General features: G+C 61.6%; 23 protein-coding genes and 8 pseudogenes. 19 read left to right on the plus strand and 12 right to left on the minus strand.

Going from position 1 to position 23,931, the window contains the following annotated elements; genetic code table 11:
- The first annotated feature begins 31 nt into the window (after window positions 1-31).
- Both ABIE45_RS30890 and ABIE45_RS30895 read left to right on the plus strand, forming a co-directional pair.
- Window positions 32-592, plus strand: a complete 561-nt coding sequence (locus ABIE45_RS30890) for a hypothetical protein (protein WP_192711442.1) — start codon at window positions 32-34, stop codon at window positions 590-592.
- 215 nt (window positions 593-807) lie between these two features.
- Window positions 808-969, plus strand: a pseudogene (locus tag ABIE45_RS30895) (transposase); the annotation flags it as partial.
- Window positions 970-1,012: 43 nt separating this feature from the next.
- Here the strand turns inward: ABIE45_RS30895 and ABIE45_RS30900 are convergent.
- Window positions 1,013-2,112, minus strand: a protein-coding gene (locus ABIE45_RS30900) for an IS3-like element ISMex11 family transposase (RefSeq protein ID WP_192711804.1) whose coding sequence is annotated in 2 segments (ribosomal slippage) — window positions 1,013-1,860 and window positions 1,860-2,112 — 1,101 coding nt in all. Because the reading frame shifts where the segments join, the coding sequence is not laid out codon by codon here.
- A 349-nt stretch (window positions 2,113-2,461) separates the two neighbouring features.
- On the opposite strand from ABIE45_RS30900, the gene ABIE45_RS30905 reads away from it, so the two are divergent.
- The 5 genes from ABIE45_RS30905 (at window position 2,462) to repB (ending at window position 7,616) form a co-directional block, all read left to right on the plus strand.
- Window positions 2,462-2,653, plus strand: coding sequence for a hypothetical protein (locus ABIE45_RS30905; protein ID WP_192711412.1), 192 nt, complete (start codon window positions 2,462-2,464; stop codon window positions 2,651-2,653).
- Window positions 2,654-3,056: 403 nt separating this feature from the next.
- Complete coding sequence (locus ABIE45_RS30910) at window positions 3,057-3,260, plus strand: hypothetical protein (RefSeq protein WP_192711411.1); 204 nt, start codon at window positions 3,057-3,059, stop codon at window positions 3,258-3,260.
- Between the two features lie 180 nt (window positions 3,261-3,440).
- Entirely contained in the window at window positions 3,441-4,571 is a 1,131-nt protein-coding gene (gene repC, locus ABIE45_RS30915) for a plasmid replication protein RepC (protein ID WP_192711410.1), read from the plus strand.
- Between the two features lie 752 nt (window positions 4,572-5,323).
- Complete coding sequence (gene repA / locus ABIE45_RS30920) at window positions 5,324-6,547, plus strand: plasmid partitioning protein RepA (protein ID WP_192711409.1); 1,224 nt, start codon at window positions 5,324-5,326, stop codon at window positions 6,545-6,547.
- A gap of 4 nt (window positions 6,548-6,551) precedes the next feature.
- Window positions 6,552-7,616: a plasmid partitioning protein RepB gene (repB, locus tag ABIE45_RS30925; RefSeq protein ID WP_192711408.1), complete on the plus strand. Its 1,065-nt coding sequence runs from the start codon at window positions 6,552-6,554 to the stop codon at window positions 7,614-7,616.
- Window positions 7,617-8,424: 808 nt separating this feature from the next.
- On the opposite strand, the pseudogene ABIE45_RS30930 reads toward repB, so the two are convergent.
- Together ABIE45_RS30930 and ABIE45_RS30935 are read right to left on the minus strand one after the other, a co-directional pair.
- A pseudogene (locus tag ABIE45_RS30930) lies at window positions 8,425-8,988 on the minus strand (IS701 family transposase); the annotation flags it as partial.
- A 74-nt stretch (window positions 8,989-9,062) separates the two neighbouring features.
- Window positions 9,063-10,420 (minus strand): IS3 family transposase gene (locus tag ABIE45_RS30935; RefSeq protein WP_373622926.1). Its coding sequence is split into 2 segments (ribosomal slippage): window positions 9,063-10,082 and window positions 10,085-10,420, totalling 1,356 coding nucleotides; the frame shifts between segments, so codons are not numbered across the junction.
- A gap of 20 nt (window positions 10,421-10,440) precedes the next feature.
- Between ABIE45_RS30935 and ABIE45_RS30940 the strand changes: the two genes are divergently transcribed.
- The 8 genes and pseudogenes from ABIE45_RS30940 to ABIE45_RS30975 all read left to right on the plus strand — a co-directional run bounded on the left by ABIE45_RS30940 (window position 10,441) and on the right by ABIE45_RS30975 (window position 16,526).
- On the plus strand, window positions 10,441-10,785 hold the full coding sequence (locus tag ABIE45_RS30940; RefSeq protein ID WP_373622927.1) for a hypothetical protein: 345 nt from the start codon (window positions 10,441-10,443) through the stop codon (window positions 10,783-10,785).
- Between the two features lie 198 nt (window positions 10,786-10,983).
- Window positions 10,984-11,949, plus strand: a pseudogene (locus ABIE45_RS30945) (IS481 family transposase).
- A 77-nt stretch (window positions 11,950-12,026) separates the two neighbouring features.
- A complete protein-coding gene (locus ABIE45_RS30950) occupies window positions 12,027-12,215 on the plus strand; it encodes a hypothetical protein (protein ID WP_373622928.1) in 189 nt (62 codons plus the stop codon).
- Between the two features lie 56 nt (window positions 12,216-12,271).
- A complete protein-coding gene (locus tag ABIE45_RS30955; protein ID WP_373622929.1) occupies window positions 12,272-12,760 on the plus strand; it encodes a hypothetical protein in 489 nt (162 codons plus the stop codon).
- Between the two features lie 210 nt (window positions 12,761-12,970).
- A complete protein-coding gene (locus ABIE45_RS30960; protein ID WP_192711405.1) occupies window positions 12,971-13,900 on the plus strand; it encodes a DUF4238 domain-containing protein in 930 nt (309 codons plus the stop codon).
- Between the two features lie 209 nt (window positions 13,901-14,109).
- Window positions 14,110-14,520, plus strand: a complete 411-nt coding sequence (locus tag ABIE45_RS30965) for a hypothetical protein (RefSeq protein ID WP_192711404.1) — start codon at window positions 14,110-14,112, stop codon at window positions 14,518-14,520.
- Between the two features lie 93 nt (window positions 14,521-14,613).
- The gene (locus tag ABIE45_RS30970; protein WP_192711403.1) at window positions 14,614-15,876 is read left to right on the plus strand and encodes an ATP-binding protein; all 1,263 of its coding nucleotides are present in this window, start codon (window positions 14,614-14,616) and stop codon (window positions 15,874-15,876) included.
- Between the two features lie 143 nt (window positions 15,877-16,019).
- Window positions 16,020-16,526, plus strand: coding sequence for a hypothetical protein (locus tag ABIE45_RS30975; protein ID WP_192711402.1), 507 nt, complete (start codon window positions 16,020-16,022; stop codon window positions 16,524-16,526).
- A 31-nt stretch (window positions 16,527-16,557) separates the two neighbouring features.
- On the opposite strand, the gene ABIE45_RS30980 is transcribed toward ABIE45_RS30975, so the two are convergent.
- Complete coding sequence (locus tag ABIE45_RS30980) at window positions 16,558-17,064, minus strand: hypothetical protein (RefSeq protein WP_192711401.1); 507 nt, start codon at window positions 17,062-17,064, stop codon at window positions 16,558-16,560.
- Between the two features lie 15 nt (window positions 17,065-17,079).
- Entirely contained in the window at window positions 17,080-17,319 is a 240-nt protein-coding gene (locus ABIE45_RS30985) for a hypothetical protein (protein WP_192711400.1), read from the minus strand.
- 443 nt (window positions 17,320-17,762) lie between these two features.
- Here ABIE45_RS30985 and ABIE45_RS30990 point away from each other — a divergent pair, with 443 nt between their 5' ends.
- Window positions 17,763-18,098 (plus strand): hypothetical protein, encoded by a 336-nt coding sequence (locus ABIE45_RS30990; RefSeq protein ID WP_192711399.1) that lies wholly within the window; start codon window positions 17,763-17,765, stop codon window positions 18,096-18,098.
- Window positions 18,099-18,166: 68 nt separating this feature from the next.
- Here the strand turns inward: ABIE45_RS30990 and ABIE45_RS30995 are convergent, their stop codons facing one another.
- From ABIE45_RS30995 to ABIE45_RS31005, 3 genes are all read right to left on the minus strand, one after another.
- Window positions 18,167-18,427 (minus strand): DNA recombinase, encoded by a 261-nt coding sequence (locus ABIE45_RS30995; protein ID WP_373622930.1) that lies wholly within the window; start codon window positions 18,425-18,427, stop codon window positions 18,167-18,169.
- Between the two features lie 181 nt (window positions 18,428-18,608).
- Window positions 18,609-19,124 carry a hypothetical protein gene (locus ABIE45_RS31000; RefSeq protein WP_373622931.1) on the minus strand — a complete coding sequence of 172 codons (516 nt, stop codon included), beginning with the start codon at window positions 19,122-19,124 and terminating at the stop codon, window positions 18,609-18,611.
- 144 nt (window positions 19,125-19,268) lie between these two features.
- Complete coding sequence (locus ABIE45_RS31005) at window positions 19,269-19,802, minus strand: hypothetical protein (protein ID WP_192711398.1); 534 nt, start codon at window positions 19,800-19,802, stop codon at window positions 19,269-19,271.
- Between the two features lie 393 nt (window positions 19,803-20,195).
- On the opposite strand from ABIE45_RS31005, the pseudogene ABIE45_RS31010 reads away from it, so the two are divergent.
- The 3 genes and pseudogenes from ABIE45_RS31010 to ABIE45_RS31020 all read left to right on the plus strand — a co-directional run.
- Window positions 20,196-20,636, plus strand: a pseudogene (locus ABIE45_RS31010) (transposase); the annotation flags it as partial.
- A 62-nt stretch (window positions 20,637-20,698) separates the two neighbouring features.
- On the plus strand, window positions 20,699-20,950 hold the full coding sequence (locus ABIE45_RS31015) for a hypothetical protein (protein ID WP_192711397.1): 252 nt from the start codon (window positions 20,699-20,701) through the stop codon (window positions 20,948-20,950).
- Window positions 20,951-21,025: 75 nt separating this feature from the next.
- Window positions 21,026-21,607, plus strand: a pseudogene (locus ABIE45_RS31020) (helix-turn-helix domain-containing protein); the annotation flags it as partial.
- On the opposite strand, the pseudogene ABIE45_RS31025 reads toward ABIE45_RS31020, so the two are convergent.
- From ABIE45_RS31025 to ABIE45_RS31040, 4 genes and pseudogenes are all read right to left on the minus strand, one after another.
- Window positions 21,601-22,194 (minus strand): annotated as a pseudogene (locus ABIE45_RS31025) (transposase); the annotation flags it as partial. The pseudogenes ABIE45_RS31020 and ABIE45_RS31025 sit on opposite strands and share 7 nt — an antisense overlap.
- Window positions 22,195-22,326: 132 nt before the next feature.
- Window positions 22,327-22,539 (minus strand): annotated as a pseudogene (locus tag ABIE45_RS31030) (transposase); the annotation flags it as partial.
- Window positions 22,529-22,980 (minus strand): annotated as a pseudogene (locus ABIE45_RS31035) (transposase); the annotation flags it as partial. The pseudogenes ABIE45_RS31030 and ABIE45_RS31035, both read right to left, overlap by 11 nt.
- A 332-nt stretch (window positions 22,981-23,312) precedes the next feature.
- Complete coding sequence (locus ABIE45_RS31040; RefSeq protein ID WP_192711396.1) at window positions 23,313-23,906, minus strand: hypothetical protein; 594 nt, start codon at window positions 23,904-23,906, stop codon at window positions 23,313-23,315.
- Window positions 23,907-23,931: the final 25 nt, after the last annotated feature.

Consider the following 23,931-nt stretch of genomic DNA (forward strand, 5'->3'; position numbering starts at 1 on the left):
GTAGTATTTTTACTCATAAAGGGTGGTGGTCATGCCGAGAGTTACGTCCGTCAGCTTTAGCGAAGGCTTTCAAAAGCGGCATCTTTACCTTGATGGTTCGAGCAAGCCTTTTGAAAAACACGCACGATGGATTGAGACCATGCGCCACGAAAGAGGCACGCATATTCGAGGCACTATCACGGGCACTGGAAAGGAATGGAATTCCGAAAATCCGATAGGCCGAATAAATCCAGCGAATCCAAGTACGGTTATTAGAGCCGACAATGCGGAAAACATGAAAGACTTAGAGAATGCAATAATCAACGAAATGGATTCGGCTTCCAAAAAAGTATATCTTGCAGCCGGCCAAACTGTTAGCTTCTCGCTAAATCTGCCTGATCACCAAAATATACACTATAATAACTTTCAAGGAGCAAAATACAAAAGCCACAAGAACGTTCCCGTGCACGGCTCTACCCACGTCCGGCTTGGCGGTAAACTGACCTCCACTGCGAACGGTGAGCTGAACATTTGTGTAAATCATCTTGATTCCACCTCAGATGGCTATACATACGAACCGGTTAAGCGTGAAAAGATGCACGACGATAGTTAAATGTTCGATCTCCGCATTTAATATCAAAAATTGGGCTTAAAGCGTTCAGGCTCGTCCGTCCTGGTTGATAGATGGACTTTCAGGGCGTCGGGCCACGCAGGAGTTCGAGCCGGCGGCCGCGGTTGTGAGCCTCCACGATAGGTGCAAGTTCTGTTGACCTGACCTGACCGGCTGGATTTGGGAAGCGAGGACAGAAGACGAGCGCGGAGCAGGTCGTGCTCAAGCTGAGCCAGATTGAGGTGCAGACAGCCCAGGGCAAGAGTTTGGCTTTGGCCTGCAAGGAAGCAGAGATCTCTGAGCAAACCTACTATCGCTGGCGCAAGGAGTACGGCGGCCTCCGGCTTGATCAGGCCAGGAAGATGAAGGATTGGATGAGGGTCCCCCGGATCTTGGTCCGGCCGAAAGGTGAGCCTCCGGATCTCATTCGGCGGCCTGGATGGCCGCCGCCAGGGCGAATTCCTGGGGCGTCCGCCACCCCAGGGCGGTGTGAGGACGGCTCTCGTTGTAGTGCCGCCGCCACGTCTCGATCTTGCTCCTCGCGTCGGCCAACGACAAGAACCAGTTCGCGTTCAGGCACTCGTCGCGCAGACGGCCGTTGAACGACTCGACCAGCGCGTTGTCGGTCGGCTTGCCAGGCCGTGAGAAGTCCAACGTGACGCCGTTCTCGTAGGCCCAGCGGTCGAGGGCTTTCGAGACGAACTCAGGCCCGTTATCGACCTGAATCGCGCACGGTGCTCCGCGCAGCAGCGCCAAGCGGCCGACGACAGCCACGACCTGTTCGCCTTTGATGCCCTGGTCGACCTCGATCGCCAGAGCCTCGCGCGTGAACGCATCGACGACCGTCAGGGCCCTCAGCCGGCGGCCGTCGAACAGCGCGTCGGAGACGAAGTCCATCGACCAGCGTTCGTTCGGCCGGAGCGCAGCAGGCTGACGCTCGCGGTGTGCCGCGCTGACGTGCCGGCGCGGTCGCTTGAGCCGCAGGCTGAGCCCCTCGTCCCGGTAGAGACGGTGGACCCTCTTGTGATTTACCCGCCAGCCCTCCCGGCGCAGCAGGATGTAGATCCGGAAGTACCCATAGCGCACCCGGCTCTTGGCCAGATCACAGATGCGCATCCGCAGCGGTGCCTGATCGGGCTTGGTCGAGCGGTAGCGGACGCCCGACCGGCCGACGCCGAGCGCGGCGCAGCCGCGCCGCTCGCTCACCCCGTGTGCCGCCTGAACCTGGTGCACGAGCGCGCGTCGCCGATCAGGCGTCAGAGCTTTTTTGCGAGCACGTCCTGCAGGATGTGCTTGTCGAGGCTCAGATCGGCAACGAGCTGCTTGAGCTTGCGATTCTCGTCCTCAAGCTGCTTCAGCCGCCGCAGCTCGCCTGTGCCCAAGCCACCGTAGAGCTTCTTCCAACGGTAGAATGTCTGTTCGGAGATGCCCATCCGGCGCAGCACCTCCGCGACCGGTGTCCCGGTCTCCGCCTGCTTCAGCGCGAAGGCGATTTGCTCCTCGGTGAACCTGCCCTTCTTCACGGCTCTGCTCCTCCCATCAGGGTCTCACACAACCGGAAAACTCGCACTCACGCCGGACCAAAGCGATGGGGGACGTCAGTGAGGTAGCGTTCCCGATTCTTGCGCTGAGACAAGATGGCGGATTCCGCTTCAGCCTCTGCGAAATGCGGCCAGCTGTAATGGCAGCAGGAGTTCCGACCGGCCTCGACCTATTGGGCGCGCCGGATTGTCCGGGCTTTCGCGCAGGTGACCGTAGTAGAAAAGAAGTAAAATCCCGACGACGCAATGCAATGTGCTACGCATTGCTAACTTAATACAGTATTAGAAGCTAGCCGCCACCCACTCGATGCTGGCGTGTAAGGCCGACGGCGTGCTGTACGAGTTGAAGAAGGCCTTCGGCGAGTGCGCCCTTAGCACTGAGATCGATCATAATCTGGCTAGCGACGATGGCAGCCGCCGCAATGGCTACGGCCGCAAGAACGTGACGTTCGAGACTGCTCGGATCGATTGGCCGATCCCGTGCGACCGGCAGCTGATCGCCCGCTACCAGCGCTGGCTTTGAAGCCCCTCCCCTGAGCGTATCAACCGGCGAAAACGACCGGGTGTCGATGTACGCTCGCGGCATGAGATCCCGGGAGATCGCCAGGCATCTGCGTGATCTCTACAACATGACGTCTTCTTCAACCCAATCAGCGCGATGAGCTGCGTGAAACTGGAGGAGATTGGCGCCAAGCAGGCTCAGCCGCTTAAGCCTGCCTATTCGATCGAAACCCGCTACACTTCGCGGACGGAAACGCGCGACGAGGGCGTAATCCGGAACGCGAAGGGCCAAATCGCGGTCGGCCCGTGCGCCATCTGACCTTTAACAAACCATCAATCCCCGTGTGAATCTGGGCTCCATCTGGACTCGGTCCCCAGAATCAGCCGACTACTCGTAACGCTACGAGTCGTGGGAGGTATGCCCGATGCCCGACATGCAGTCTCAGGCCCGCGTGAAGCGCTTGCGCGATGCGCGCAAGGCCTCAGGTGAGGTTGAGACGAATGTCTGGGTGCCGGCGCCGGTGCGTGAGGCGATCGACCAAGCCGTGAGGGCCGGTCGGTTTCCGAACCGTCGTACTGCTATCGTCCACGCGCTCAAGGCAGCATTCACGGAGACCAACTCGATGTAACCCCGGCAAAGCAAAAGGCCCCACGGCTGGGGAGCCGTAGGGCCTTTGGATCTCTCATCGCTAGGTGGGGACCCAGGTCAGAAAGTGATTCGCACCCCTTTCTAACCTTCCTGGGCACCGCCCGTCAATGACACCCTCGCGGGTGAACGATCTCGCTTTGCCTCCTGAAGGAGGTGAAAGGTGGAGACGGTTCATTCCGGTGGTCGGCCGCTGACGCGCGCCGCCCTTGCCGGTCGGAGACGTGTGCTCGAAGAGGGGCGGACGATCTCGCGCAAAGAGCTCTCGGCTGCGGGCCGGGACGCTGCGAAGGCTCTGCGCCTGCGCCCTGCCCTACGGTCGATCCTGTCGGCGCTTTGCGCTGTCTGGGGAGAGCAAGAATGGGACCGTCTGGTCGTCTGGCCGTCTAACGAGCACCTGTGTGGGATGACCGGGCTGTCCGAGCGGGCGCTCCGCTACGGCCTGCGCGACTTAGTGGCCCTAGAAGTTATTACGCCCCGCGATAGTGCCAACGGCAAGCGCTTCGCGGTACGAGCGCCGGGCGGCGCGATCATCGAAGCATACGGCTTCGATCTCACCCCGATCGTGGCGCGAAAGGGCGAGTGGGTTAGCGCGATTTTGGAGGCGACCTCGAGAGAAGCCCATAGGCGGCGTTCGTTCGATCTTTTGACCGTTCGACGCCGCGCCGTATCGGAAGCTCTCAATGCTCTCCTAACGCGATTTCCGCTAATTGAGGCGTCCGACCTGCTCGCCGCTCGCGAATCTCTCGAGCGCGATACACCCCGTAGGCGAGATGCCACCGCCGATCCAGACCAAATTCTTGAGGCGTGGGGAGAGCTTCAGGCCATGGCAGAACAACGGTTCTTCCAAGCCGCCTCTGCCGGCAATTCTGGCCGTCACATAGAACAAAACACCGGATCTCCTACCGATCCTTGTACAACCGGCTCTCGAAACGAGCCTGGGCCAGACCGTCTGCCCGACCCTGATCTCGTCGCGGCCGCCTGTCCTGTCGCGGCCGAATTCGGCGCACCCCTCAAAACCAAGGAGAATATCATCGAGATTGGTCGCCTGATGCGAGGTTCTATCGGAGCACATCCATCGGCCTGGGACGAAGCCTGCGAAACTCTCGGCGCGTTCCGCGCCTCCGTGCTGATTCTGATCATCGCGCAAATTCATGACGATGAGGCACGACGCGGCGACATCCGAATCAAAAATCCCGGCGGTTACTTCCGGCAGATCACACGTCTGTGCGCCGCGGGTCGCTACGGAATCGAGGCCGAGTTGATGGCAATGCGAAGAAGAAAAATGACGTGAATGGGAGGTGCCCGCTTCTCGGAAATCATTATATACACCTAAAACTAAAATACCATGAGATGAATTAATAATGGAGAACCGGATTTATCGCATGACGTAACGTTGGCTTTCGAAGATGAAACCAGACAAAATCACTGAGTGAACGTTGTAACCTGCCCTCTCTCATTGGGTTTATCGGATTGCATCAGCGTACGTTAGCAGCCGAGTTGGGATCACTTAAATTGTCCGAAGTATAACAATGGAATTGGAAATGAATCCGTGGCCAATACCGTCTGCAATGACAGCACACTCATTGGCAGTCCGCCCTCCCCCCTCAATGCTCGCCGCAGCTCACGAGCTATATCGCGCGTGGCACGACTGCCTCTTTACATGCATATCTGCTAGTCGCTTGAATTCGCTTTTTTAGCAGATCAACGAGACGGTGCGATCTGCTATCCGCCAGCATTTCTTGGTGGAGGAAAGATTGGATTTTAACTATGCACATTTTCGGCGGAGTCGAGGGCATCTGAAATTCAGACAACCAATTAGCTAGGAATGTGACCGGCGCGCCTGCCGCTCATACCGTTGCTCTGGCGATCTCATCAGCGGTTGACCGCGGTCAACTACCGACAACCGCCATCTGGGGCTTCTCAGAAAAACCATAGCGGTCGTGGCAAAGCACGATGCGTCAAGCGGTCGTTAACCATGTACATGCTCTTCTCACGGAAAGCCGGCGCTGGTAACGGTTGAAAACGTGACAGGAGATTGGAACCGTGGCCAGCACCGCAGCCTCTGACGCTACGCCCTCTGCCAGGTCAACCACCGCCATACATGACCTCATTGCCGGCGACGCGCAGGCCTTATCTGCGAAGCTGCAATCACATCGACAACGCCTTTTCCCACCTAAAGCTCGTAAACATCTACGGCGATTCTCCTCGGGAGAAGCCGCAAGGCTGATCGGGGTTGACGACGGCTATCTGCGTCGTTTGTCACTCGATGGAAAGGGCCCTACTCCCGAGGTGGGACCGTCCGGTCGGCGTTCATACTCTAGCGAGGATATTCGGGCGCTGCGGATCGTACTCGACGAAGGCGCCAAGACCGGTCGTCGATACCAAAAAGAGCGACGTGCTCACGAGCATCTTCAGGTCATCGCTGCTGTGAATTTTAAGGGCGGATCCGGAAAGACGACGACAGCCGCTCATCTTGCTCAACACCTTGCCTTGCACGGCTATCGCGTGCTGGCCGTAGACCTCGACCCACAAGCTAGTTTGTCAGCTCTTCACGGCATTCAGCCCGAGTTCGACGTTCACGACAACGAAACTCTCTACGCAGCCATTCGGTACGATCAAGCACGACGTCCGTTGAGCGACGTGATCCAGCAGACATATTTTCCGGGTCTTGATCTTGTGCCAGGCAATCTTGAACTCATGGAGTTCGAGCATGAGACGCCACGGGCTCTGCTCGAACGTACCAATAACGCAGATGGGTTATTCTTTACCCGTTTTGCGGAGGCCCTTAGCCCGGTTGCCGACCGCTACGATGTGGTAGTGGTCGATTGCCCTCCTCAACTTGGCTATCTCACACTCTCAGCGCTTTGTGCGGCAACAAGTGTGCTGGTGACAGTACACCCCCAGATGCTCGACGTGATGTCGATGTGTCAGTTCCTATTAATGACATCAGAGATGCTTGGTGTTGTAGCTAAGGCCGGTGGCGACATGAACTACGACTGGATGCGCTACCTCGTCACTCGCTACGAACCTACTGATGGTCCGCAGACGCAAATGGTCGCATTCATGCGCACGTTGTTTGGAGATCGTGTCCTCACAAATGCTATGCTTAAGAGTACTGCGGTTTCTGATGCTGGAATAACCAAACAAACGTTGTTTGAGGTCAGTCGCGACCAATTCACGCGCGCGACTTATGATCGGGCAATCGAAAGCTTGGATGCCGTTAACGGTGAAATCGAAACGCTCATTCGGTCAGCATGGGGGCGGTAAGTCGATGGCACGCAAAAATCTCCTCGCCGGCCTGCTCGATCCAACCGAACAGTCAGAGTTGACCGCGGTCAACTCTGAGGTGTCTGAGGCGAGCTCTGCTCGAACCGCGCAGGCGCCCTCGCTAGTTGGTCATAGCTTCGCTGGACGCGGCGCCGTGGGTGCGATGAGCCGATCGCTCGAGCGCTTGACAGCAGAGGCCGCTTCTGCGCGGACCGCGGAAGTGCAGCTCAGAGCTGGTGTAGTTGCTGTCGAACTCGATCCAGCACTCATTGATCCGTCTCCAGCCCCGGACAGATTGCCGGTGACTGATGTACAGAGCGAAAACACCTTTATCGAGATCATCAGAGCACAGGGGCAGCAGACGCCCATCCTCGTTCGTCCACATCCCAAAGACAGTGGTCGTTACCAAGTTGCATTCGGGCACAGGCGCTTGCGCGCCGCCGTGGCGTTAGGCCGGCCGGTCCGAGCTATGGTGAAGCCGCTATCGGACGCTGAGTTGGTGGTGGCTCAAGGACAGGAAAACAATGCACGGGAGGATCTTAGCTTCATAGAGCGCGCTTCTTTCGCACTGACACTTGAAGGATTGGGGCATACCCGCGAAGTTATAATGGCCGCACTGCTAGTCGATAAAACGGAGTTGTCGCGCCTGCTCTCGGTGCGGCGCACGGTACCTGATTTTGTGGTAGCTGCCATAGGACCTGCCCGAAAAGCTGGACGTCGCCGCTGGATGAGTTTGGCAGACCGTTTGGCAAGCCCAGATATGCGGGCGGCAGCTGAAAATATGATCGCGGAAGATACCTTTAAGTTCCTTTCTTCCGACTCACGCTTTTTACGCCTGTTCGAGGCCGTAAGACCTTTGCCAGTAGCAGCACCGGCGGTTACGGCGGATGTCAGATTGAACGGCGAACTCAACCACCTCGTGAAGGTCGAACGCACGGATACGACATTAGGTCTGCTAATCGATGAAACAGTTCACCCAAAATTTGGTGATTATCTCCTAGATCGACTTCCAGAGCTGTTTGCTGCGTTTCATCGAGAGCAGGAGCGTAAGAAGAGTTCGCCGGCGTAGCGTTGCCTCTTTGCGGCAAAGGGCAGAGGATGTTTGCAAGAAGGTTGTGTCAGGAAATAAGAAACTTATAGCAGAAGCATTTATGTATAGAACTCGTTGCGACTACTTCCACCAATGTTAATGCTCCAATAAGGTGCTGCCACTTCAATTGTGGGCAACTTTCGTTGCCCCATCGCGGCTCGACTTAAGCGAGTCTGTCTGCAGCGCCGGAGCTCGGAGTGTTGAACGTTCGCATAGAGGCGAAACCCACGGTATTCCCTCTTGTGGCGTCTACGTCGGTCATCGCGCGACAGGCTTCGAACCAGCGTGAGGTCAGTCGCGGTACGTCAACGAGACGGAACATCTAAGGAGGGGGTTGATAGCGCCGACGAGCATGCACGGAGATAAGGCTCGGTCGGTCGAGATGGCTGCTATCTGCAAGGCGTGGATGCAAACTCTCGGCCGGCCCGTCCAACATCGGCCCACGCCGGCCGCCCGGACGTCTGTCAGCGCATCTCGAATAATCATGAGCCGGTCGATATTCATCGTTGGGCTGAAGCCGGACGCAGTCGCTACTCCGGTCGAGTCTGTCCCAGGTGCTCCGCAGGGCGCACGAGGAGTCGTCAGGGACTGGAACGAGGGACTCTCGCTGGGTTTGCTCGACCGACTCCGTCCGATACGAAACCTCGATCGGTTCCTCGAATAGCGACCCTTACGCAGGAAGGATCGGGCTTAGCATTACAGTTGCATCCTTCTTCTGAGATGCGCCTGTCGGGCGGCAGCTTGGTGGGCGCGCCGCCAAGCTGACCAGGCGAGCACGAAGGCGGGCTCAATGCGGCGCTGCGCCAGCCGCATCGCCACGCGCCGGATCTCTTGGATGGCCACGGCACCTGCGAGCTTGGCGATGAGCGTCGTTTTTGGGGGCGGCCCGTTGGCCAAGTGGCGCGCCCGCGCCAGCATCGCGAAAGCCAGCATCACCAAGCTGACGTGCCGGTGCCAGCCGTGCCATGAGCGGCTCTCGTTGTGGGCCACTCCGAGTTCCGTCTTGGCGGTCTCGAATGCGTCCTCGATCGCGAGAGCGGCGGCCTTCCACCATCACCAGCTTCTCGACCGGCGTGCCGGCCGGGCACCAGGTGGTGAAGTAGGCGAGCGCCCCATCCGACAGGCCGCGCCGCACCAGCAGGCCGCGCGTCCACAAGCTCTGGTCGAGCGCGTCGGCCCGGAGCGTGGCCAGCGGTAGATAGGCCCAGTCGTACAGGCGCGGTCCTTTCGTGCCGGCTCCGGCCGAGAGGCGCAGCCAATCCTGATCAGGGATGCCCTTGGCGATCTCCGCGGCGGTGCCCGCAACGTCGAGGTGTGCGTCCCAGGACCAGAAGTGATGCTGACCGGTGACTGTCCGTCGTCAGATGATTTGAGACGGTTTGCGGTGCTCAGGAACGGAGGCTCTGGTCCTTCTGGGTTGAGAGGTTAGGCAGCCCGCGCGTGGTGGCGTAAGCGGCGGTCCACGAGGGTCTGACGCTTGATCCGCGCCCGTTCCTGCAGGATGGCCTCGCCGCGGCCGAAGTAGACGTCGGCAGGGGTGAGGTTGCCCAGGCTCTCGTGAGCCCGAGTGTGGTTGTAGTGCTCGACAAAGGCGGCCTTACGCGCCTCGAGTTCGCCGGGCAGGTAGGCGTGTTCGAGTAGAATGCGGTTCTTGAGCGTCTGGTGCCAGCGCTCGATTTTGCCCTGCGTCTGCGTCTGCGGGTGGCGCGGGGCACGGCGGATGTGGGTCATACCCCGGCTGCCGAACCAGTTGGCCAGATCACCCGCGACATAGCTCGATCCGTTGTCGGTGAGCAGCCGTGGCCGATGCATCACCTGCACCTGATCGAGGCCAGCGGCGGTCAGCGCAAGGTCGAGCGTGGCGGTGACGTCGCCGACCTGCATCGTCGTGCACAGCTTCCACGCCACGATGTAGCGCGAGAAGTCGTCGAGCACGGACGAGATGTAATACCAGCCCCAGCCGACCACCTTCAGGTAGGTGAAGTCCGTCTGCCAGAGCTGGTTAGGCGCGGTCGTCTTGTCGTGGAACTCATCGGAGGCTTTGACCACGATGTAAGCCGGGCTGGTGATCAGGTCCTGGGCTTTGAGCAAGCGGTAGACGGTGGCCTCCGATACGAAGTAGCGCCGCTCGTCGGTGAAGCGCACCGCCAACTCGCGTGGGCTGAGCTCTGGCTCCTCCAGCGCGAGGGCGACGATCTGATCGCGAACCTCGGCGGGCAACCGGTTCCAGACCCGGCTGGGACGGGAGGGGCGATCCGCCAGAGCCTCGGGGCCGCCGCGCTGGAAGGCGTCGTACCAGCGGTAGAAAGTGGCGCGCGGGATGGCGAGCTTCTCCAGGGTAGCGCGCACCGGCAGGTGGGATTGCTGGACCAGCTGGATAATCTCCAGCTTCTCAGAGGCCGGGTACCTCATGCCTCGTCGCCCCCAGCCCCGGTCATGCTTTTTTTCAGCAAGCGGTTCTCCAGAACGAGATCGGCCACGACCTCCTTCAGCGCACCCGCCTCGCGACGCAGCTCCTTGACCTCGTCGGCGGTGGCGGCCCGAGCCGTGTCGCCGGCCAGCCGCTTCTTGCCGGCCTCTAAGAACTCCTTGGACCAACCGTAGTACATCGAGCTGGCGATGCCCTCACGCCGGCACAGCTCGGCGATGCTGTCCTCATCGCGCAGCCCTTCCAAGACGATGCGGATCTTCTCCTCGGCCGAGAACTGCCGGCGCGTGGCGCGTCGGATGTCCTTGATCACGGCTTCTGCCGGCTTCCGCGCCGGCCCGGATGACTGTTTCATCTTCGCTCCTGGGGGCTACGATGAACCAGCCATCCTCTGTTCGTGAAGACCCTCGATCTGTCTCAGGAGTGCTGACGGCGGACAGCGTCATGCGGCCGTTGTGCCTATGGCAGCAGGGCAACGAGGAAGGCGACTTGCTTCGCTGGGACGAAGTGTTCTTAAAACCGGCAAGCCGAGTGGGCGAACGCGCTTTCGAATTGGTGCGCCAGCATCTGGAAGCGGTACAGCCCATTCCGATCGCCTTAGTCGAAGCCGGCGATACGCTCGTCATCGACAACTGGCGGATGCTTCATTCGCGTCCGCCCATCGTGCCTGGCCGCGAAAATCGCGAGCTCGCCCGAGTGTACCTCGAGAGGCTTCATTGAAACAAGCGATCAAGCCCGGCCCCCTGGCGGCCGCGTGGGACGCGCAAGCGCTCTACGACAAAGCTGTTCGGTACATGCAGCAGACGGAAGGCCTTGGTCGAGACGACTGGGACTATGGCCTCTGGTCGAGCCTCGCTCTAGGTGTTTGATCCCGCGATGTGGTGGTACTGTTGACCACCATGCGGCGAGGGATGCGCTATGGGCCAAGTTCTCCACGGCAGCGCCCGCACGACGGAGGCGGTCCGTCGCGCAATACAGCTACGTCAAGAGAGTGTGAGAGCGGCGGCCAAGCGCTACGGCGTCAGCCCGACCACGATACAGAAATGGCGCGGACGGCAGTCGACGGCCGATGCCGCCATGGGGCCAAAAGAAGCTCGGTCGACGGTCCTGACACTGGAGGACGAGGCGATCATCGTCGCCTTCCGCCGGCATACCCTATTGCCGCTGGACGACTGCCTATACGGCCTGCAGCCCACGATCTCGCACCTGACCCGCTCGTCGCTGCACCGTTGCCTTGAAGGGCACGGCATCAGCCGCCTGCCCGAGATGTATGGCGACAAGCCCAAGAAGAAGCGCTTTGCCGATTACCCCATCGGCTACGTCCACATCGACATCGCCGAGGTCAGGACGGAGGAAGGCAAGCTCTACGTGTTTGTGGCGATCGACTGAACCTCGAAGTTAGCTTTCGCCAAGCTGGAGACGGAGGCCAACCGCTACACCGCATCGGACTTCCTCCGAGCACTGGTCGCGTTCGTGCCGTACAAGATCCACACGGTGCTGACCGACAATGGGGTGCAATTCTGCCATGCCCCGCGCAACCGCTCAGGCCCGACAGCCCTCTACAGCCGGCACATGTTCGATCGCGTCTGCCACGAGCACGGCATCGAGCATCGCCTGACCAAACCCAACCATCCCTGGACCAACGGTCAGGTCGAGCGGATGAACCGCACCATCAAGGACGCCACGGTCAAGCGCTACCACTACGAAACCCACGAACAGCTCCGGGCGCACCTGCAGCTGTTCGTCGACGCCTACAACCATGCCCGTCGGCTGAAGACCCTGCGCGGCCTCACGCCCTACGAGGATGTCCTGCAGGTCTGGACGAAAGAGCCCAAACGCTTCAGGATCGATCCGTCACACCACATCCCGGGATCATACACCTAGAGCTGCTTGCTCGCGCGGCGCTAGCGAACATCCATCCGGCTTTGCTGGCAGAACATGATAGGACCGGATCGCACTTGGTGAGCGCTCTTGGCTTCGAGCCTATCGAGAAGAAGTACTCGCCGAAATCGATACAGCTGTCGGAAATCTTTCGGCGGCTTGGAGCCATGCTGCCCGACTTCCACCCGAGCGCGAAAGCTTCGGCGCTCAGCATACCGCCCGCCGCAACGCCGAATTGCATTCAGGCGAGCTGGGCTTTGACGGCGTGAAGGGTTCGTCCTGGCAGCCACGGTTCTATCAGACATGTGCCGTACTGCTGGAGTCGATGGGGCTGACACTGGAAGAATTCGTCGGTGAGGACGAGGCGAAGGCTGCAAAAATCATCATGGCTGCGGCGGCCGACGAAAGCGCGAAGGCGGTGAAAGGCGAAGTCGAAGCGCATCAAAAGGTATGGAAAGCGAAATCGGCGGAGGATCGAACCACCCTCGGTACTCAGGCGCAGGTATGGGCAACGCGCCAAACGGGCCATCGTGTCAAATGCCCGGCTTGTGGATCGGACGCGCTCGTTGTGGGCAGCCCCGTCTTGGCATGGACACGAAAACTCGAAAAGGGTGAGATAATCGAGAAGCAGGAGTATCTGCCGAACCAGTTCGAGTGCATCGCGTGCGGTCTCAAGATTACTGGCTTGTCACGGCTGGCTGCGGTCGATCTTGCCGACCGTTACGTTAAAACCCAGACCTACGATGCCGTTGAGTTCTATGCTCCGGATGAGGATGAGTTTACGGGATATGAAGAGGATAATAACGAGCGCTGAATGTTTTTGACTCGAACGGCGCCAACGGCGAGGTGAGGGGAGGGAGCGGCCACAACATCATACACTGGCGATGTGACCCCACCAAGCTCGATGATGCGGCGATATGACGAAACGCTGCGTTCATGGATCGTGCTGAGCGTCTTTCGTGGAAAGACGCGACGAGACGGGGACTCGCTTGCCTCCACGGTCGCTCAGCCCATGTAGCGCAAAATGACCTCAGAAAATGCCAAGCCGCGCTCCGTTCCAAAGCGGCATCACTTCGTGCCTGAGATGGTCCTCCGCAGGTTCACGCTCGATGGCGAAAACCTGCAACTGTTCAGCAAGCTGGACAGGAAACCGGCTATTCGCTCCAGCAAGATCGCCAACGCCTTCGTTGTCGGACACGGCTACTCGAAGGTCGATAGGGACGGAGCAAAGACGGTCGAGTTGGAAGAGCGCTTCAGCCAAAAGGAAGGGGTGTGGTCGCCTGCGCTCGACGCGTGCATTACAGCCGCGCAAACGGGCGATATGTCAGCCGTCCAAAATTACCGGGATACGGTCGTCGAGTTCTTCTACTACCAGTGGATAAGGACACCTGGCTTCAATCAAAATCTGGAGGGGTACAAAGAGTTCGAGGCGATGCTTGAAACGCGCGTGAAAGAGTGGGTTGATGCGTATCGCCCTCTAACCGAAACGGAGCAGGGCGCGTTGGTCGGGCTCGAAGCCGCTGAGCGGATGCGCCAGAACACCATCGTCGACGCGATGGGCAGTCCGATGGGATCGGAGCTGGCGAAAGTTTTATCGGAATGCCGGTTCGACCTTGTCATCCTGACAGATAATCAGAAGCCCTTCATCATCGGCAGTCAGCCGGTCACCACCGTAAACCGCCCGGGATCTCCATTTTTGCTGACGAAGCCCGGCGCCGATCTTTGGCTTCCCGTCGCGTCCCGCGCCGCGCTTAAGGTCGTGCCGCATTCTCGTGGGCTCGGGGTTGACAGCGCTACAGATCGCGAGGTGCAGGCTGTCAACGATGCCTTGGCCACGGAATGCGACACGATCGGCGCAGAGTCGCGGGAGGTGCTCGAGGATGTTCTTGGAAGGCAAGGCAGTCCGGAGCGGAACTCGACAGCAACTCTACACACGCCAACTCGGGCTCGATGACCGCGGCAGCTTCTCCTCGATGAGGTGAATGGGGCCGATCGTTTTGGTAAGGGGAAGCCCGAGCAGCGGGCGCACGAACGTCGCTCCGAGGCCGAGCGCCGAGGCCGGCAGATACGCGCTGAGCCACCACCTTCCTGCGCCGCGGTTGAGTGGTATGCCTTCAAAAGGCGTACCAGCGCGGGGTGATTCACATGTTCTAGTGCAAGGAAATGAACGAGCTTTCCGCCGCCGAAGGTGAAGCTACGGAGCGCGTCGCCAGCAACATGATCACCAGCACAGTCGAAGGAGTGGCCGTAGGCGCAATCGCCGGTTCGTTTATTCCTGTGATCGGCACGCTGGCGGGTGGCATCGTGGGTGGCAGCATCGGCTGGATTGCCGGCCTGATGCGTCAGACGGAAGCCCCAGCCGCCGCGAAGAGCGCGGCGCCGAAGCCCGAGCCGCAGGAGGCCGCGCCGCCTGAGCCGATCGTCATCGTCAGTGCCGAAGCGCCGGACGTGACTGAAGAGCCGGCTGACGCCTCGCCCGTCGAGACCGCTCCTCGCAACGACCGCTACCGCGAGGCGCGCGAGATCGCTAAACGCATGCGGCTCCGGCCAGCGGCAAGCCCGACCCACCACTGAGGCCCATCGCGCCATTGCCGGCAACGCTTCGGCCCCCATGTAGGCATCACAGGTTGCGCCACGGCCGAAGGCTGGGCGGGCAGGGGGCCGTGCATGTCGATTGCCGGGATCACCGAGGACGAGTTCCGCGAGATCATCGCGACCAACCTGACGCCGTCCGAAGAGATCAAAACCCCCGAGCGCCTCTTCGGCCGGCAAAAGAACCTGACCGCTATCGACCGCGCCCTGAATTCACCCGGCCGCCAGATCTTCGTCTATGGCGATCGAGGAGTGGGAAAGTCGAGCCTTGCCGTCACCGCTGCCCATGTTCACACCGGCAGCGAGAACATCCCGATCTATGTCCCGTGCGGCCGCCTCAGCGGGTTCAGCGACGTCATCCAGGCGGTCGGCAACAAGACGATCAGCATCGTCGAGCGGTTCGAGAAGCCCGCCACGGGACGGGGGTTCAACTTCGGGGTGGCGCCTTGGGCCAGTGTCGGGGTCAACGCCGGCACGCCCGGCAGCTCGGCAATCCCGGCGCCGACAACGATCGACGAGGCGCTCGACGTCATCCGTTACGTCGCCGAGAAGCGGAAGGGCAAGCTCGTCGTGGTGATCGACGAGATGGAACGGATCGAGAAGGTCGAGGAGCGCGACAAGTTCGCGGAGTTCATCAAGAACATTCCGACCCTCGGCAACGAAGTTCGCTTCATCTTCTGCGGCATCGCCTCGGACGTCGAGGAGCTTATCAACGCCCACCAATCGGCGGGGCGCATCCTTGAGACGATCAAGCTCGAGCGTCTTCGCCACGACGCGCTCTGGAAAATCATCACGACGGTTTCCGAGATGGTCGGCATCTCGATCGCCCATGAGATGCTCGTCCGCATCAGCCAGATCAGCGACGGCTTCCCGCATTTCGTCCACCTGATCGGCGATACGATGTTCTGGAATGTATTCGACGATCCAGACCCAGTGACGACGGTCGAGCGGCGGCATTTCCGGGCCGGGATCAAGGGTGCGCTTGAGCGAAGCGACGTCGTGCTGCGGTCCCAGTACCAGAAGGCCGTTCAGAAGACGCGCAACACGCTCGATTATGAAGAGGCGCTTTGGGCGCTGGCCGACAGCACGTCGGACCGGCGCCAGGTCACCGACATACATGACGCGAGCTACCGGCGGATCATGGACTCGCGGGGCGATCGGCGCTTCCTGCCACGAGACGCTTTCAACCAGCGCCTGCTCTCGCTTCGGAAAGAAGGGCATGGCCGCGTCGTAATCGGGCACGGCTCAGGATGGTTCGGGTTCCGCGAGAACCTGATGCGCGGCTATGTCCGGCTACGCGCCGAGGATCAGGGCATCACGCTCGGGCGGGATATCTGAATTCGCCCCGTCAAAATAAATGATCGTCAGTGGTTTTTCGCTCTATGCCACCGCGACTACATTGATCCAATCGGCGAAGCCAGCCGCCGCACACGACCCCTGCCGTCGACGAGGGCTTCGTGGAGGCTGGTGAGGAGCGGGTTATGTCGGACCCTTTTAGAGACGATCAGATCCGGCGCGAGCAGCAGGACGGGGAGCGTCGTCGTGCGGACGATCAGCGTTGCGCGGACGAGCGGCGCCAGGAGCAAGAGCGCGAGAGCATCCGTCGCGAGCATTATCGCAACCTCGACGAGATCCATAAGAGCTTGCATGGAGGAAGCTGGCAGCACGGACAGGGAGCGACGCCATCAAGTGGCGGCGCGGTCGCCTACGGACATGGTGCCGGTCGAGCCCGCGCGCCCGGCTTTTTCGACCTCTCGTTTTCCGAGCGGCTGGTCCGCGTGTTCGCCTTCCTCGGCAGTGTCTACATCTTTTTCTGGGTAAGTGCCCGGCCCGATTTGCAGCATGATGAAGGCTTCTTGATCGGCGCCGGGATTGTCTGCGTCGCCATCTACTTCGCCTGGCGCTCGATTTTCGAATGGATGAACGAGCACCCGACGGTGTTTTTCTTTTTGGCGGTCGCCGCGTTCTTCGTGTTCGCAAAACATTGAGCGTAGTACGACCGGTAGTCTCTATCGCACGTCATTTCCCCGTCGGCTTCGCCGGCGGCTTGACGAGGCCCATCCGCCGCTTCTCGCCGAAGGTGAGGCGCGGTGCCTTTCCTGCTGCGGCTTCAGACCCAAGGAACTGATCGATCTCGCGTTCACGGAGCCGGATGCCCGCATAATGAAAGCGGTTTAGGTTCACGCCCGGCGGCCTGGTGGTAAATGGTCTGTGGTCGCTCAGCTCGAGGAACACGACATGCGTCGGGTACTGGACCAGCCAGAGCAGCTCATTGGTCGACCAGTCGCCAAGGTGCAGGTGCATGATGCCGTAGGTCGACAGCATGTAATCGCGCACCGCGCCGGCACCCTTGCTGTAGAATTTCGAGGGCAGCGGCGTTCCGTTGATGATGCAGGTACGGATGCGATCGACCGCGTGGGCAAAATCATCGTCGTCGGACAGGTTCGCCGGGTCGCGGAACGTCGGCGAGGCGATGACGCGCTTTCGCTTCGGCTCAAGATGCGGCAGCTTCAGCCGGGCCGGCATGTTCGCTGCCGGCGGTTATCGGCTGCGGAGGAAGGCGATGAAGTCCTCTGAGGACATATCGGTCACGTCGGTCCCGCCGCCGGCGTCGGCCGCCTTCGCGCCTGCGACCAAGCGCTTCGTCAGCTCTATGCCCTTGCGTACCTCGCGGAGCCGCTTCGGCGTCGGCTGGACGAACTTCGCCTTCCGCTCCTGCGGGGCAGGGCGGGGCTTTGTCTGATCCTGTCGGGCGGTGGAGCGTTGCATGGCCATGGTCATAACATGGGGCGGCTTCGCCCTCAATTCGAGGAGACCTCCGCTATGAGCTTGTACCGGGCGCTTCTCGTTGCCGGCGGGCGATCTCGTCGGCGAGCGCGGCCGAAACCATTCCGCCGGTCCGCGCGACCGATCCGTGCACCCGGGCCATAACCTTGCTTGTGCGATCGGCCGTCCATAAGGACGGCGGCAATGTCGTCCAGGCGCTCGCCGACGCGACGGCGGCCGTTTGCGCCCAGCCCGATGACGATCTCTTTTGGGCTAGACGCATCGGTGTTCGGCGTGCTGCCGGCGACAAGCGCGGGGCGACCGAGGACATCAAGACCGGCGCCGACTCGGCACGGCGATCGGCCTGGCTCAATCGCGTGTGCGGGACGCTCTAAGCAGGCTTTCACAACATCGCCGCTTCGTCGTATCGCCAGCGCTTCGATTGGAGATGCGGCGAGATGGCGAAGGCACCCCCAGTTTCATACGGCGCCCTATCGCTGAAGCCGTCCGAGCAGCCGGCAGAGGCTGAGCGGGCGAAGTCAATCGCCGCCGAGGACGCGCCGCGTCCGAAGCGGCCGGTCGAGACCAAGGCTGATCCGACGCTCGTTTATATGAGTCCGGAGGCGAAGCTGGCGCTCAAGCATTTCGCCCTGGCGCGAGGGCCAAAGGTCAAGGTGCATGATCTTCTGATCGAGGCTCTTGAGGAGTGGAGCGGGCGGAAGGGGGTGCGCGACCAGGCTGGGCGGCCGGTCGAGTGGCGCGTGCCGAGCAATCGGGTGCGGAGATCGTCGTAGTGCCGCTTTGCCGTATCAAGATAGGTTCAAGACAGGTACAGCACTGAACAGATTGAACCTAACTGGGCTCACAGCCCGAGCAGCTTGACCGGGCTGTCCTGCAGCAGCTTCGCCCGGCGCACGTAGCCCCGCATCGTGTTCAGGTTCCGGTGGCGCGTGTGGTTCATGATCTGCTCGTCGCGGGCGCCGGCCTTGTAGGCCTCCGTCACGAACCCGGCCCCGAAGCCGTGCGGTGATAGCCGCTTGCTGCGCGCCACCTCGAGACCGGCTTCCTCGGCGCGCTTGCGGAGGATGTAGCGGACTGAGGCTGGGTGCAGCGCCTCGTCCATGATCGTCCCTTCGGCTCGCACCTTTCGAAAGATCGGTCCGGCGACGCAGCCCGACGCCTCGATCCAGCGACGGAGCGCGCGGACCGGGCAGGTCTGAGGATCGTTACCATTCGGAATGCCGATCTCGGCCCCCTCGCCTTCCTAATCCGTCTTGGATCTCGGCAGGGTGATCCGCATACCCTCAGGCCGGAACACAACGTCCTCCCGGCACCTGGCGGCGAGCTCGGATCGGCGGAGCGCGCCAGCGAAGGCTACAAGGAACAGCGCGCGATCGCGATTCGCGACGATGCTCCCCTCGCAGACATCGAGCAGCGCGCCTACTTCCGACCGGCCAAGCGCGGCCGCCTTCCGGGGCGGCTTGCCGTGACGGCGGAACATGCCGCGGAGCGTGTTGCGGATCGCCGGGTGCGGACGGCCACCAGTCGAAGCCGGACAGCTTGTGCGCCTGTCCGATCGAGACGAGGCGGCGTTCGACGGTCGATCGCGCATGCGTCTGGGCCATCGTCGCGAGATAGGCAGCGACCGTAGCCGGTTCGGCCGACTGCGGGGAGAGATCCACCGATCGGCACCAATCGACGAAGGTCACCCAGTCGGTCCGGTAAGCGGCGAGTGTCGCGGGCGAAAGCGACTGCCGGGCGAATTCCTCGGCCGCGTCGAAGGCGGTCTGGGCGAGCGGGGCGGGAAGGTTGGCCGACATGCGGGCATCCGAGAGCGAGCGGGGTCGCCTCTATATCCCGTCTTACCATAAGCGAAATTTCCATAACAAGCTCGCCGCTGAGCGCTGGAAGGGCGATGGAGGCCATGCTTCCAGCTTCTCGGCGATCGGTGAGGCGGGACGCCGTCACAGCTTCGGGACGGTGTATTTCGCCATTGCCGGGGTAAGCAGATCCGCGTGCGGTGGCAGCGCTGCCGTAAGGACGCCGCCTTGCTGTGCTCCCAACAGGCCTCCAGAAGAGATCGCGAGCTTGGTCGACCCGAGCTTGTTCGTCGACATGACGAGATCTTCGCCCGCAAGCGCGATGGTGATGACGATGCCAGCCAGCTTCGGATCCAGATCGATAGATGGGATTTCTTCTCCGAACGATAATGCGCCGAAGTTCAAAGGTGCGCTCACGAGCTTCTCGCCCTGAAGGGAGAATGTCCCGTTGGCGCAACTCACGCTCACCTCACCATCGCCATCCTGCGATGCGTTGCTGACGGTCGCGAAGAACGAGACGAAATGCTGGCCTTGGCCCGCCGCGGTGCCGCTTTGCAGGTGCTTGATGAATTGCTGAATGTAGTTGCGCGGGGAAATCGTTGGGGGGGTTACTGCGCCTTCGGGCGGCGTCTTCGGGCCTCCGATCGGTCCTGAAACATTCCCCGGCAGCTTGACCATTCTCGCCTCCCCGACATGCGTCGTCATCGATCGGCAAACAAGCGGCGTTGCCAATGCAGATTGCGCTAATTTGTTCGAATACTGTCGATCATGCTACGCGATGGCCATCGGATACAGTGAAATGCAGAGACGATCAAGTGCCCGACGGGGACGAGCGCCCCGTGGACGTGATGGATGATCCTGTGGAACGGCGCTCGGGAAGCACCTTCGACCACGACGAACACCGGCCCAGAAACAGGGAAGGGGAATTTGCATGATGAAGATGGAAGTCAAGATTTAGTGCGGATTACAACCCTTCGTATCGTATCCTATAGCACATGTTTGTAGAGATTTTTTCTCTATAGTCAGCTTATCGAACATGGATATATTTCGATGAGCGTCCTGACCTTCCACCGGGACGAGGTCGTCGCCTGCCACGAGACCGGCGTGCGCATCGAGGGCTCAAACGCCAATCATTGGCTGTTCCACTCGGCCGACGCGGTGGTGCACGCGGCCTCGCCGACACGCGGCGCTGTCGTGGTGCGCGAGATGATGGACGGGCATCGAACTGCGGTGTGGGTCTCGGACCGCTACACCGCTCAACAAGGTCATGCCGCCGAGCACCAGACCTGCCGGGGGCATCTGGCGCGCGACGTCGCCTACGCCGTCGAGGTCAGCGACGATCCCGTACCCTGGCGCCTACAACTCTGGTTGCAGCGCGTGTTCGCACTGGCCGAGCGGGTCACCGATCTCGCCGCCGCGACGCTCTCGGCCAAGCGACGGAGCCTGGATCGGCAACTCGGCGCCATCCTGGCCACGCCGAGCCGCTGTGACCTGACCCGCGAGCTGCAGGCCACGCACTCGCCATTTTGACGATACGGCAATATCATGCGGTGACGCTATCGCAGAAGACTGCCATGTCGCCCGGAAGCTCCCACGGCGACCGCCTGATCGGCCAGCGGCCCCAGCACGTTCACATCATCCGCGCGAAGGACAGCACCAGCCGCCTGGCGATCTACTTTTTCTACGTTGAGCCGCAGCGAGAGAGGGCCTTCCTCGATGCGCTGAAAGGCGGTGTAACGCTGGAGCTGGAAGACCACGGCCGGGTCCCCGCCTGTTGCTATGGCGAGAAGGCCACCCAGGAGGTGAAGGACCTGCTCTTGGAATGATATGGCCTGAAGGCCTAGGTGTTTGATCCCGCGGTGTGGTGGTACTGCTGACCATCATGCTGCGAGGGATGCGCTATGGGCCAAATTCTCCACGGCAGCGCCCGCACGACGGAGGCGGTCCGTCGCGCAATACAGCTACGTCAAGAGAGTGTGAGAGCGGCGGCCAAGCGCTACGGCGTCAGCCCGACCACGTTACAGCAATGGCGCGCGCGGCAGTCGACGGCAGATGCTGCCATGGGGCCGAAAGAACCCCGCTCGACCGTCCTGACGCCAGAGGAGGAGGCGGTCATCGTCGCCTTCCGGCGCCATACGCTTCTACCGCTGGACGACTGCCTCTACGGCTTGCAGCCCACGATCCCGCACCTGACCCGCTCGTCACTCCACCGCTGCCTGGAGCGGCACGGCATCAGTCGCCTGCCAGAGATGGAAGGCGACAAGCCCAAGAAGAAGCGCTTTGCCGATTACCCCATCGGCTACATGCACATCGACATCGCCGAGGTCAGGACAGAAGAAGGCAAGCTTTACCTATTTGTGGCTATCGACCGAACCTCGAAGCTGGCTTTCGCCAAGCTGGAGACGGAGGCCAACCGCTACACCGCATCGGACTTCCTCCGCGCGCTGGTCGCGTTCGTGCCGTACAAGATCCACACGACCCTTCGGTCGTAACGCTCGTGCCAGTCCGCCGGAACGATAGAGTTCAGCCAGGCCGGCACCTCGCTCGCCACGGCGTTCAAGGCCGCCCGCAGCGTCTCGGCAAGCAACTCGAGCCGGTTCAGCGTGCGGATGGCGGCCAGCACGTGCGTGCTGTCCGTGCGCTGCCGACCGCGGGCCTTCAGGAGCCCACCGTCACGGGCCACGTCCAAGAGACGGGTGAGCAGGCGCTCGCCCGCCTTGTGTTCGAGCAGGCGGGCCCGGAACTCGCACAGGACCGAAAAGTCGAAGCCGGCATCCGCCAGATCGAGGGCGAGCAGGTACTTCCAGTTAATCCGCCCTCGCACCGCCTCGGCGGCGCGCCGGTCGCTCAGTCCTTCCCGGAACTGCATCAGCGTGACGAGAGCGAGGCGCCAGGGCGCGTAGGCTGGCTGACCAAGCGTCGGGTAGAGGTCGGCAAAGTCGGCATCGGCGAACAGGGCGCCGAGCCGGTCGCGCAGGAGCATGTAGGGGTTACCGCGCCGGAACGCGGCCTGCGCGATTCGAGCGGTGTCTTCAGGGACAGGCGGCAGAGGTTGCGAACGGAGCGACATGGGCGGCCTCCGGACTGGAAACCTTCTCAACGCCTTACAGGCCGGCCACGCTCACTTCGCCAACAGTGTCCTTCCCTTATGCGAACGGAACTTGACGGGAAAACGGCCGGACACTGTTGGCGAAGTCGATGGCTATGTGGCGAGAGCGCTGAAGCGTGAGGTATGCGCCGAAGCCAGCGATCTGTGCCCGAACCAAGCGGCAAGACGATCGAGATTGAGGGCAGCGGTCGTGGCCACCCCTTGGAAGGTCGTCTTCGCCAGTCCGCGGTAGCGGGCTCGGCGCAGGCCGAAGCTGCGCACGCCCTGCGAGATCGTGCCCTCGATGCCGTGCCGTTGCCCGTACATGGGCGAGTAGCACGAGATCCTCGTGCTGCCGCGTCGAGGCCGGACGGTTTTTCCAGGCAAAGTAGCCGCTCGGACTGACATCGAGGACCTTGCACAGGCGCGCGACCGGGAAGTCCTTCTTCGCCGCATCGACGAGGCGGAACCTCATCGACTTCCCTCTTTGGCGAAAAAAGCGGTGGCCCGCTTCAGGATCTCCCGCTCCTAGCGTAGCACCTCGTACTCGCGGCGCGGACACTTGAGCTTGGCGGCCATATCCTCCTGCCGGTCGGCTGGTGGGTTGTCCATCTCCCGCTCACGTCGACCGTCGATCCAGTTGCGCAGCGTCGAGAGCCCGACACCGAGATCGGCGGCGACCTCGCGGCGGGACCGCCCGCTCGTCTGCGCCAATCGCACCGCCTCAGCACGAAACTCAGGGGTAAAGGTTTGCTTCCGGTCTGCCATCGGAACCCTCCTCCTTCAGGAAAAGAGCTCTCCACTTTTGCGGAGCAAGTCCACTCGGCGCGGGAAGCGGCTGGCATCGCCGGAGCCGCCGCTTGGCGTGCCGGCGCTCCGGGAACCCATGGACATGCCGTCCTCGTTCGCAAAGAGGGCGCTGCGGTCTGGACGGTGGCTCAGGTCTCGATCGGCAGCGGCTGGCTCATCGACGTCGACGATGCGACCGGTACGGCGGGGCCGCTCCTGCGCTGGGGCCTTCGCTGACGCGGGCCGCGTATCGTCCATAATTCGAGACCGCCGCAAAACGCATGTTCGACCCGGCCACATCGATGGGATCGTCAGCATAGATGCGTCAGCTCGCGTTGCATATTCGAGCGCGCTGGACCGTCCAACGAAGTCCGCGCACGGACTGTGAGGAACAGCGTTCGGGCAGGATTGAGCGCTGCGCGCAGGAAGGCCGCGCGACCGTGTCGATAGGATGCCTCGCCCACGACCGGGATGAACTCGCGCGCTACGCCCTCGGCATAATCGTCATAGGTCGCGGGCTCGGCGCCGAGTATCGCCATGTCCATGTCGAGGAAGCCGGCGATGTCCTCGGCCTGCGTTGACGGAAGAGCGTCCGGGACGGTGTGGTGCTCAGTCGCCCGGACCATCGTCTCGGCCAATGCCAGTGTCGGCGCCGAGACCAGACCATCCAGCCGTCGCCGCAGCAGGTCGGCGCTGCGCGCCTCGTTGTCCCGGGCCCCTGGAACGTAGACCGCATCGTGGAACCAGATCGCCAGCTCGACGGCATCGGGCACGTGGAAGGCGTCGCGGCCGGCGCGGAAATCATTGAGCAGCGCGTCGACATGCGCCTGACCGTGGTAGACGCGCTGCGGCTCGGCCAACCGCGCACGCAGATCGGCCAGGACAAGGGGATGACCGTCGAGCATCTCGGACTTGCTCCGGGGCCGAACA

Source organism: Methylobacterium sp. OAE515, assembly GCF_041806315.1.
GTDB classification, from domain to species: domain Bacteria; phylum Pseudomonadota; class Alphaproteobacteria; order Rhizobiales; family Beijerinckiaceae; genus Methylobacterium; species Methylobacterium tardum.

Bases quoted from the DNA above. Each gene is read 5' to 3' on its own strand.
- ABIE45_RS30890 (WP_192711442.1), top strand. From the start codon at position 32: ATGCCGAGAGTTACGTCCGTCAGCTTTAGCGAAGGCTTTCAAAAGCGG.
- ABIE45_RS30910 (WP_192711411.1), top strand. From the start codon at position 3,057: ATGCCCGACATGCAGTCTCAGGCCCGCGTGAAGCGCTTGCGCGATGCG.
- repB (WP_192711408.1), top strand. From the start codon at position 6,552: ATGGCACGCAAAAATCTCCTCGCCGGCCTGCTCGATCCAACCGAACAG.
- ABIE45_RS30940 (WP_373622927.1), top strand. From the start codon at position 10,441: ATGAACCAGCCATCCTCTGTTCGTGAAGACCCTCGATCTGTCTCAGGA.
- ABIE45_RS30955 (WP_373622929.1), top strand. From the start codon at position 12,272: ATGGGGCTGACACTGGAAGAATTCGTCGGTGAGGACGAGGCGAAGGCT.
- ABIE45_RS30960 (WP_192711405.1), top strand. From the start codon at position 12,971: ATGACCTCAGAAAATGCCAAGCCGCGCTCCGTTCCAAAGCGGCATCAC.
- ABIE45_RS30965 (WP_192711404.1), top strand. From the start codon at position 14,110: ATGAACGAGCTTTCCGCCGCCGAAGGTGAAGCTACGGAGCGCGTCGCC.
- ABIE45_RS30970 (WP_192711403.1), top strand. From the start codon at position 14,614: ATGTCGATTGCCGGGATCACCGAGGACGAGTTCCGCGAGATCATCGCG.
- ABIE45_RS30975 (WP_192711402.1), top strand. From the start codon at position 16,020: ATGTCGGACCCTTTTAGAGACGATCAGATCCGGCGCGAGCAGCAGGAC.
- ABIE45_RS30980 (WP_192711401.1), bottom strand. From the start codon at position 17,064: ATGCCGGCCCGGCTGAAGCTGCCGCATCTTGAGCCGAAGCGAAAGCGC.
- ABIE45_RS30985 (WP_192711400.1), bottom strand. From the start codon at position 17,319: ATGACCATGGCCATGCAACGCTCCACCGCCCGACAGGATCAGACAAAG.
- ABIE45_RS30990 (WP_192711399.1), top strand. From the start codon at position 17,763: ATGGCGAAGGCACCCCCAGTTTCATACGGCGCCCTATCGCTGAAGCCG.
- ABIE45_RS30995 (WP_373622930.1), bottom strand. From the start codon at position 18,427: ATGGACGAGGCGCTGCACCCAGCCTCAGTCCGCTACATCCTCCGCAAG.
- ABIE45_RS31000 (WP_373622931.1), bottom strand. From the start codon at position 19,124: ATGTCGGCCAACCTTCCCGCCCCGCTCGCCCAGACCGCCTTCGACGCG.
- ABIE45_RS31005 (WP_192711398.1), bottom strand. From the start codon at position 19,802: ATGGTCAAGCTGCCGGGGAATGTTTCAGGACCGATCGGAGGCCCGAAG.
- ABIE45_RS31015 (WP_192711397.1), top strand. From the start codon at position 20,699: ATGTCGCCCGGAAGCTCCCACGGCGACCGCCTGATCGGCCAGCGGCCC.
- ABIE45_RS31040 (WP_192711396.1), bottom strand. From the start codon at position 23,906: ATGCTCGACGGTCATCCCCTTGTCCTGGCCGATCTGCGTGCGCGGTTG.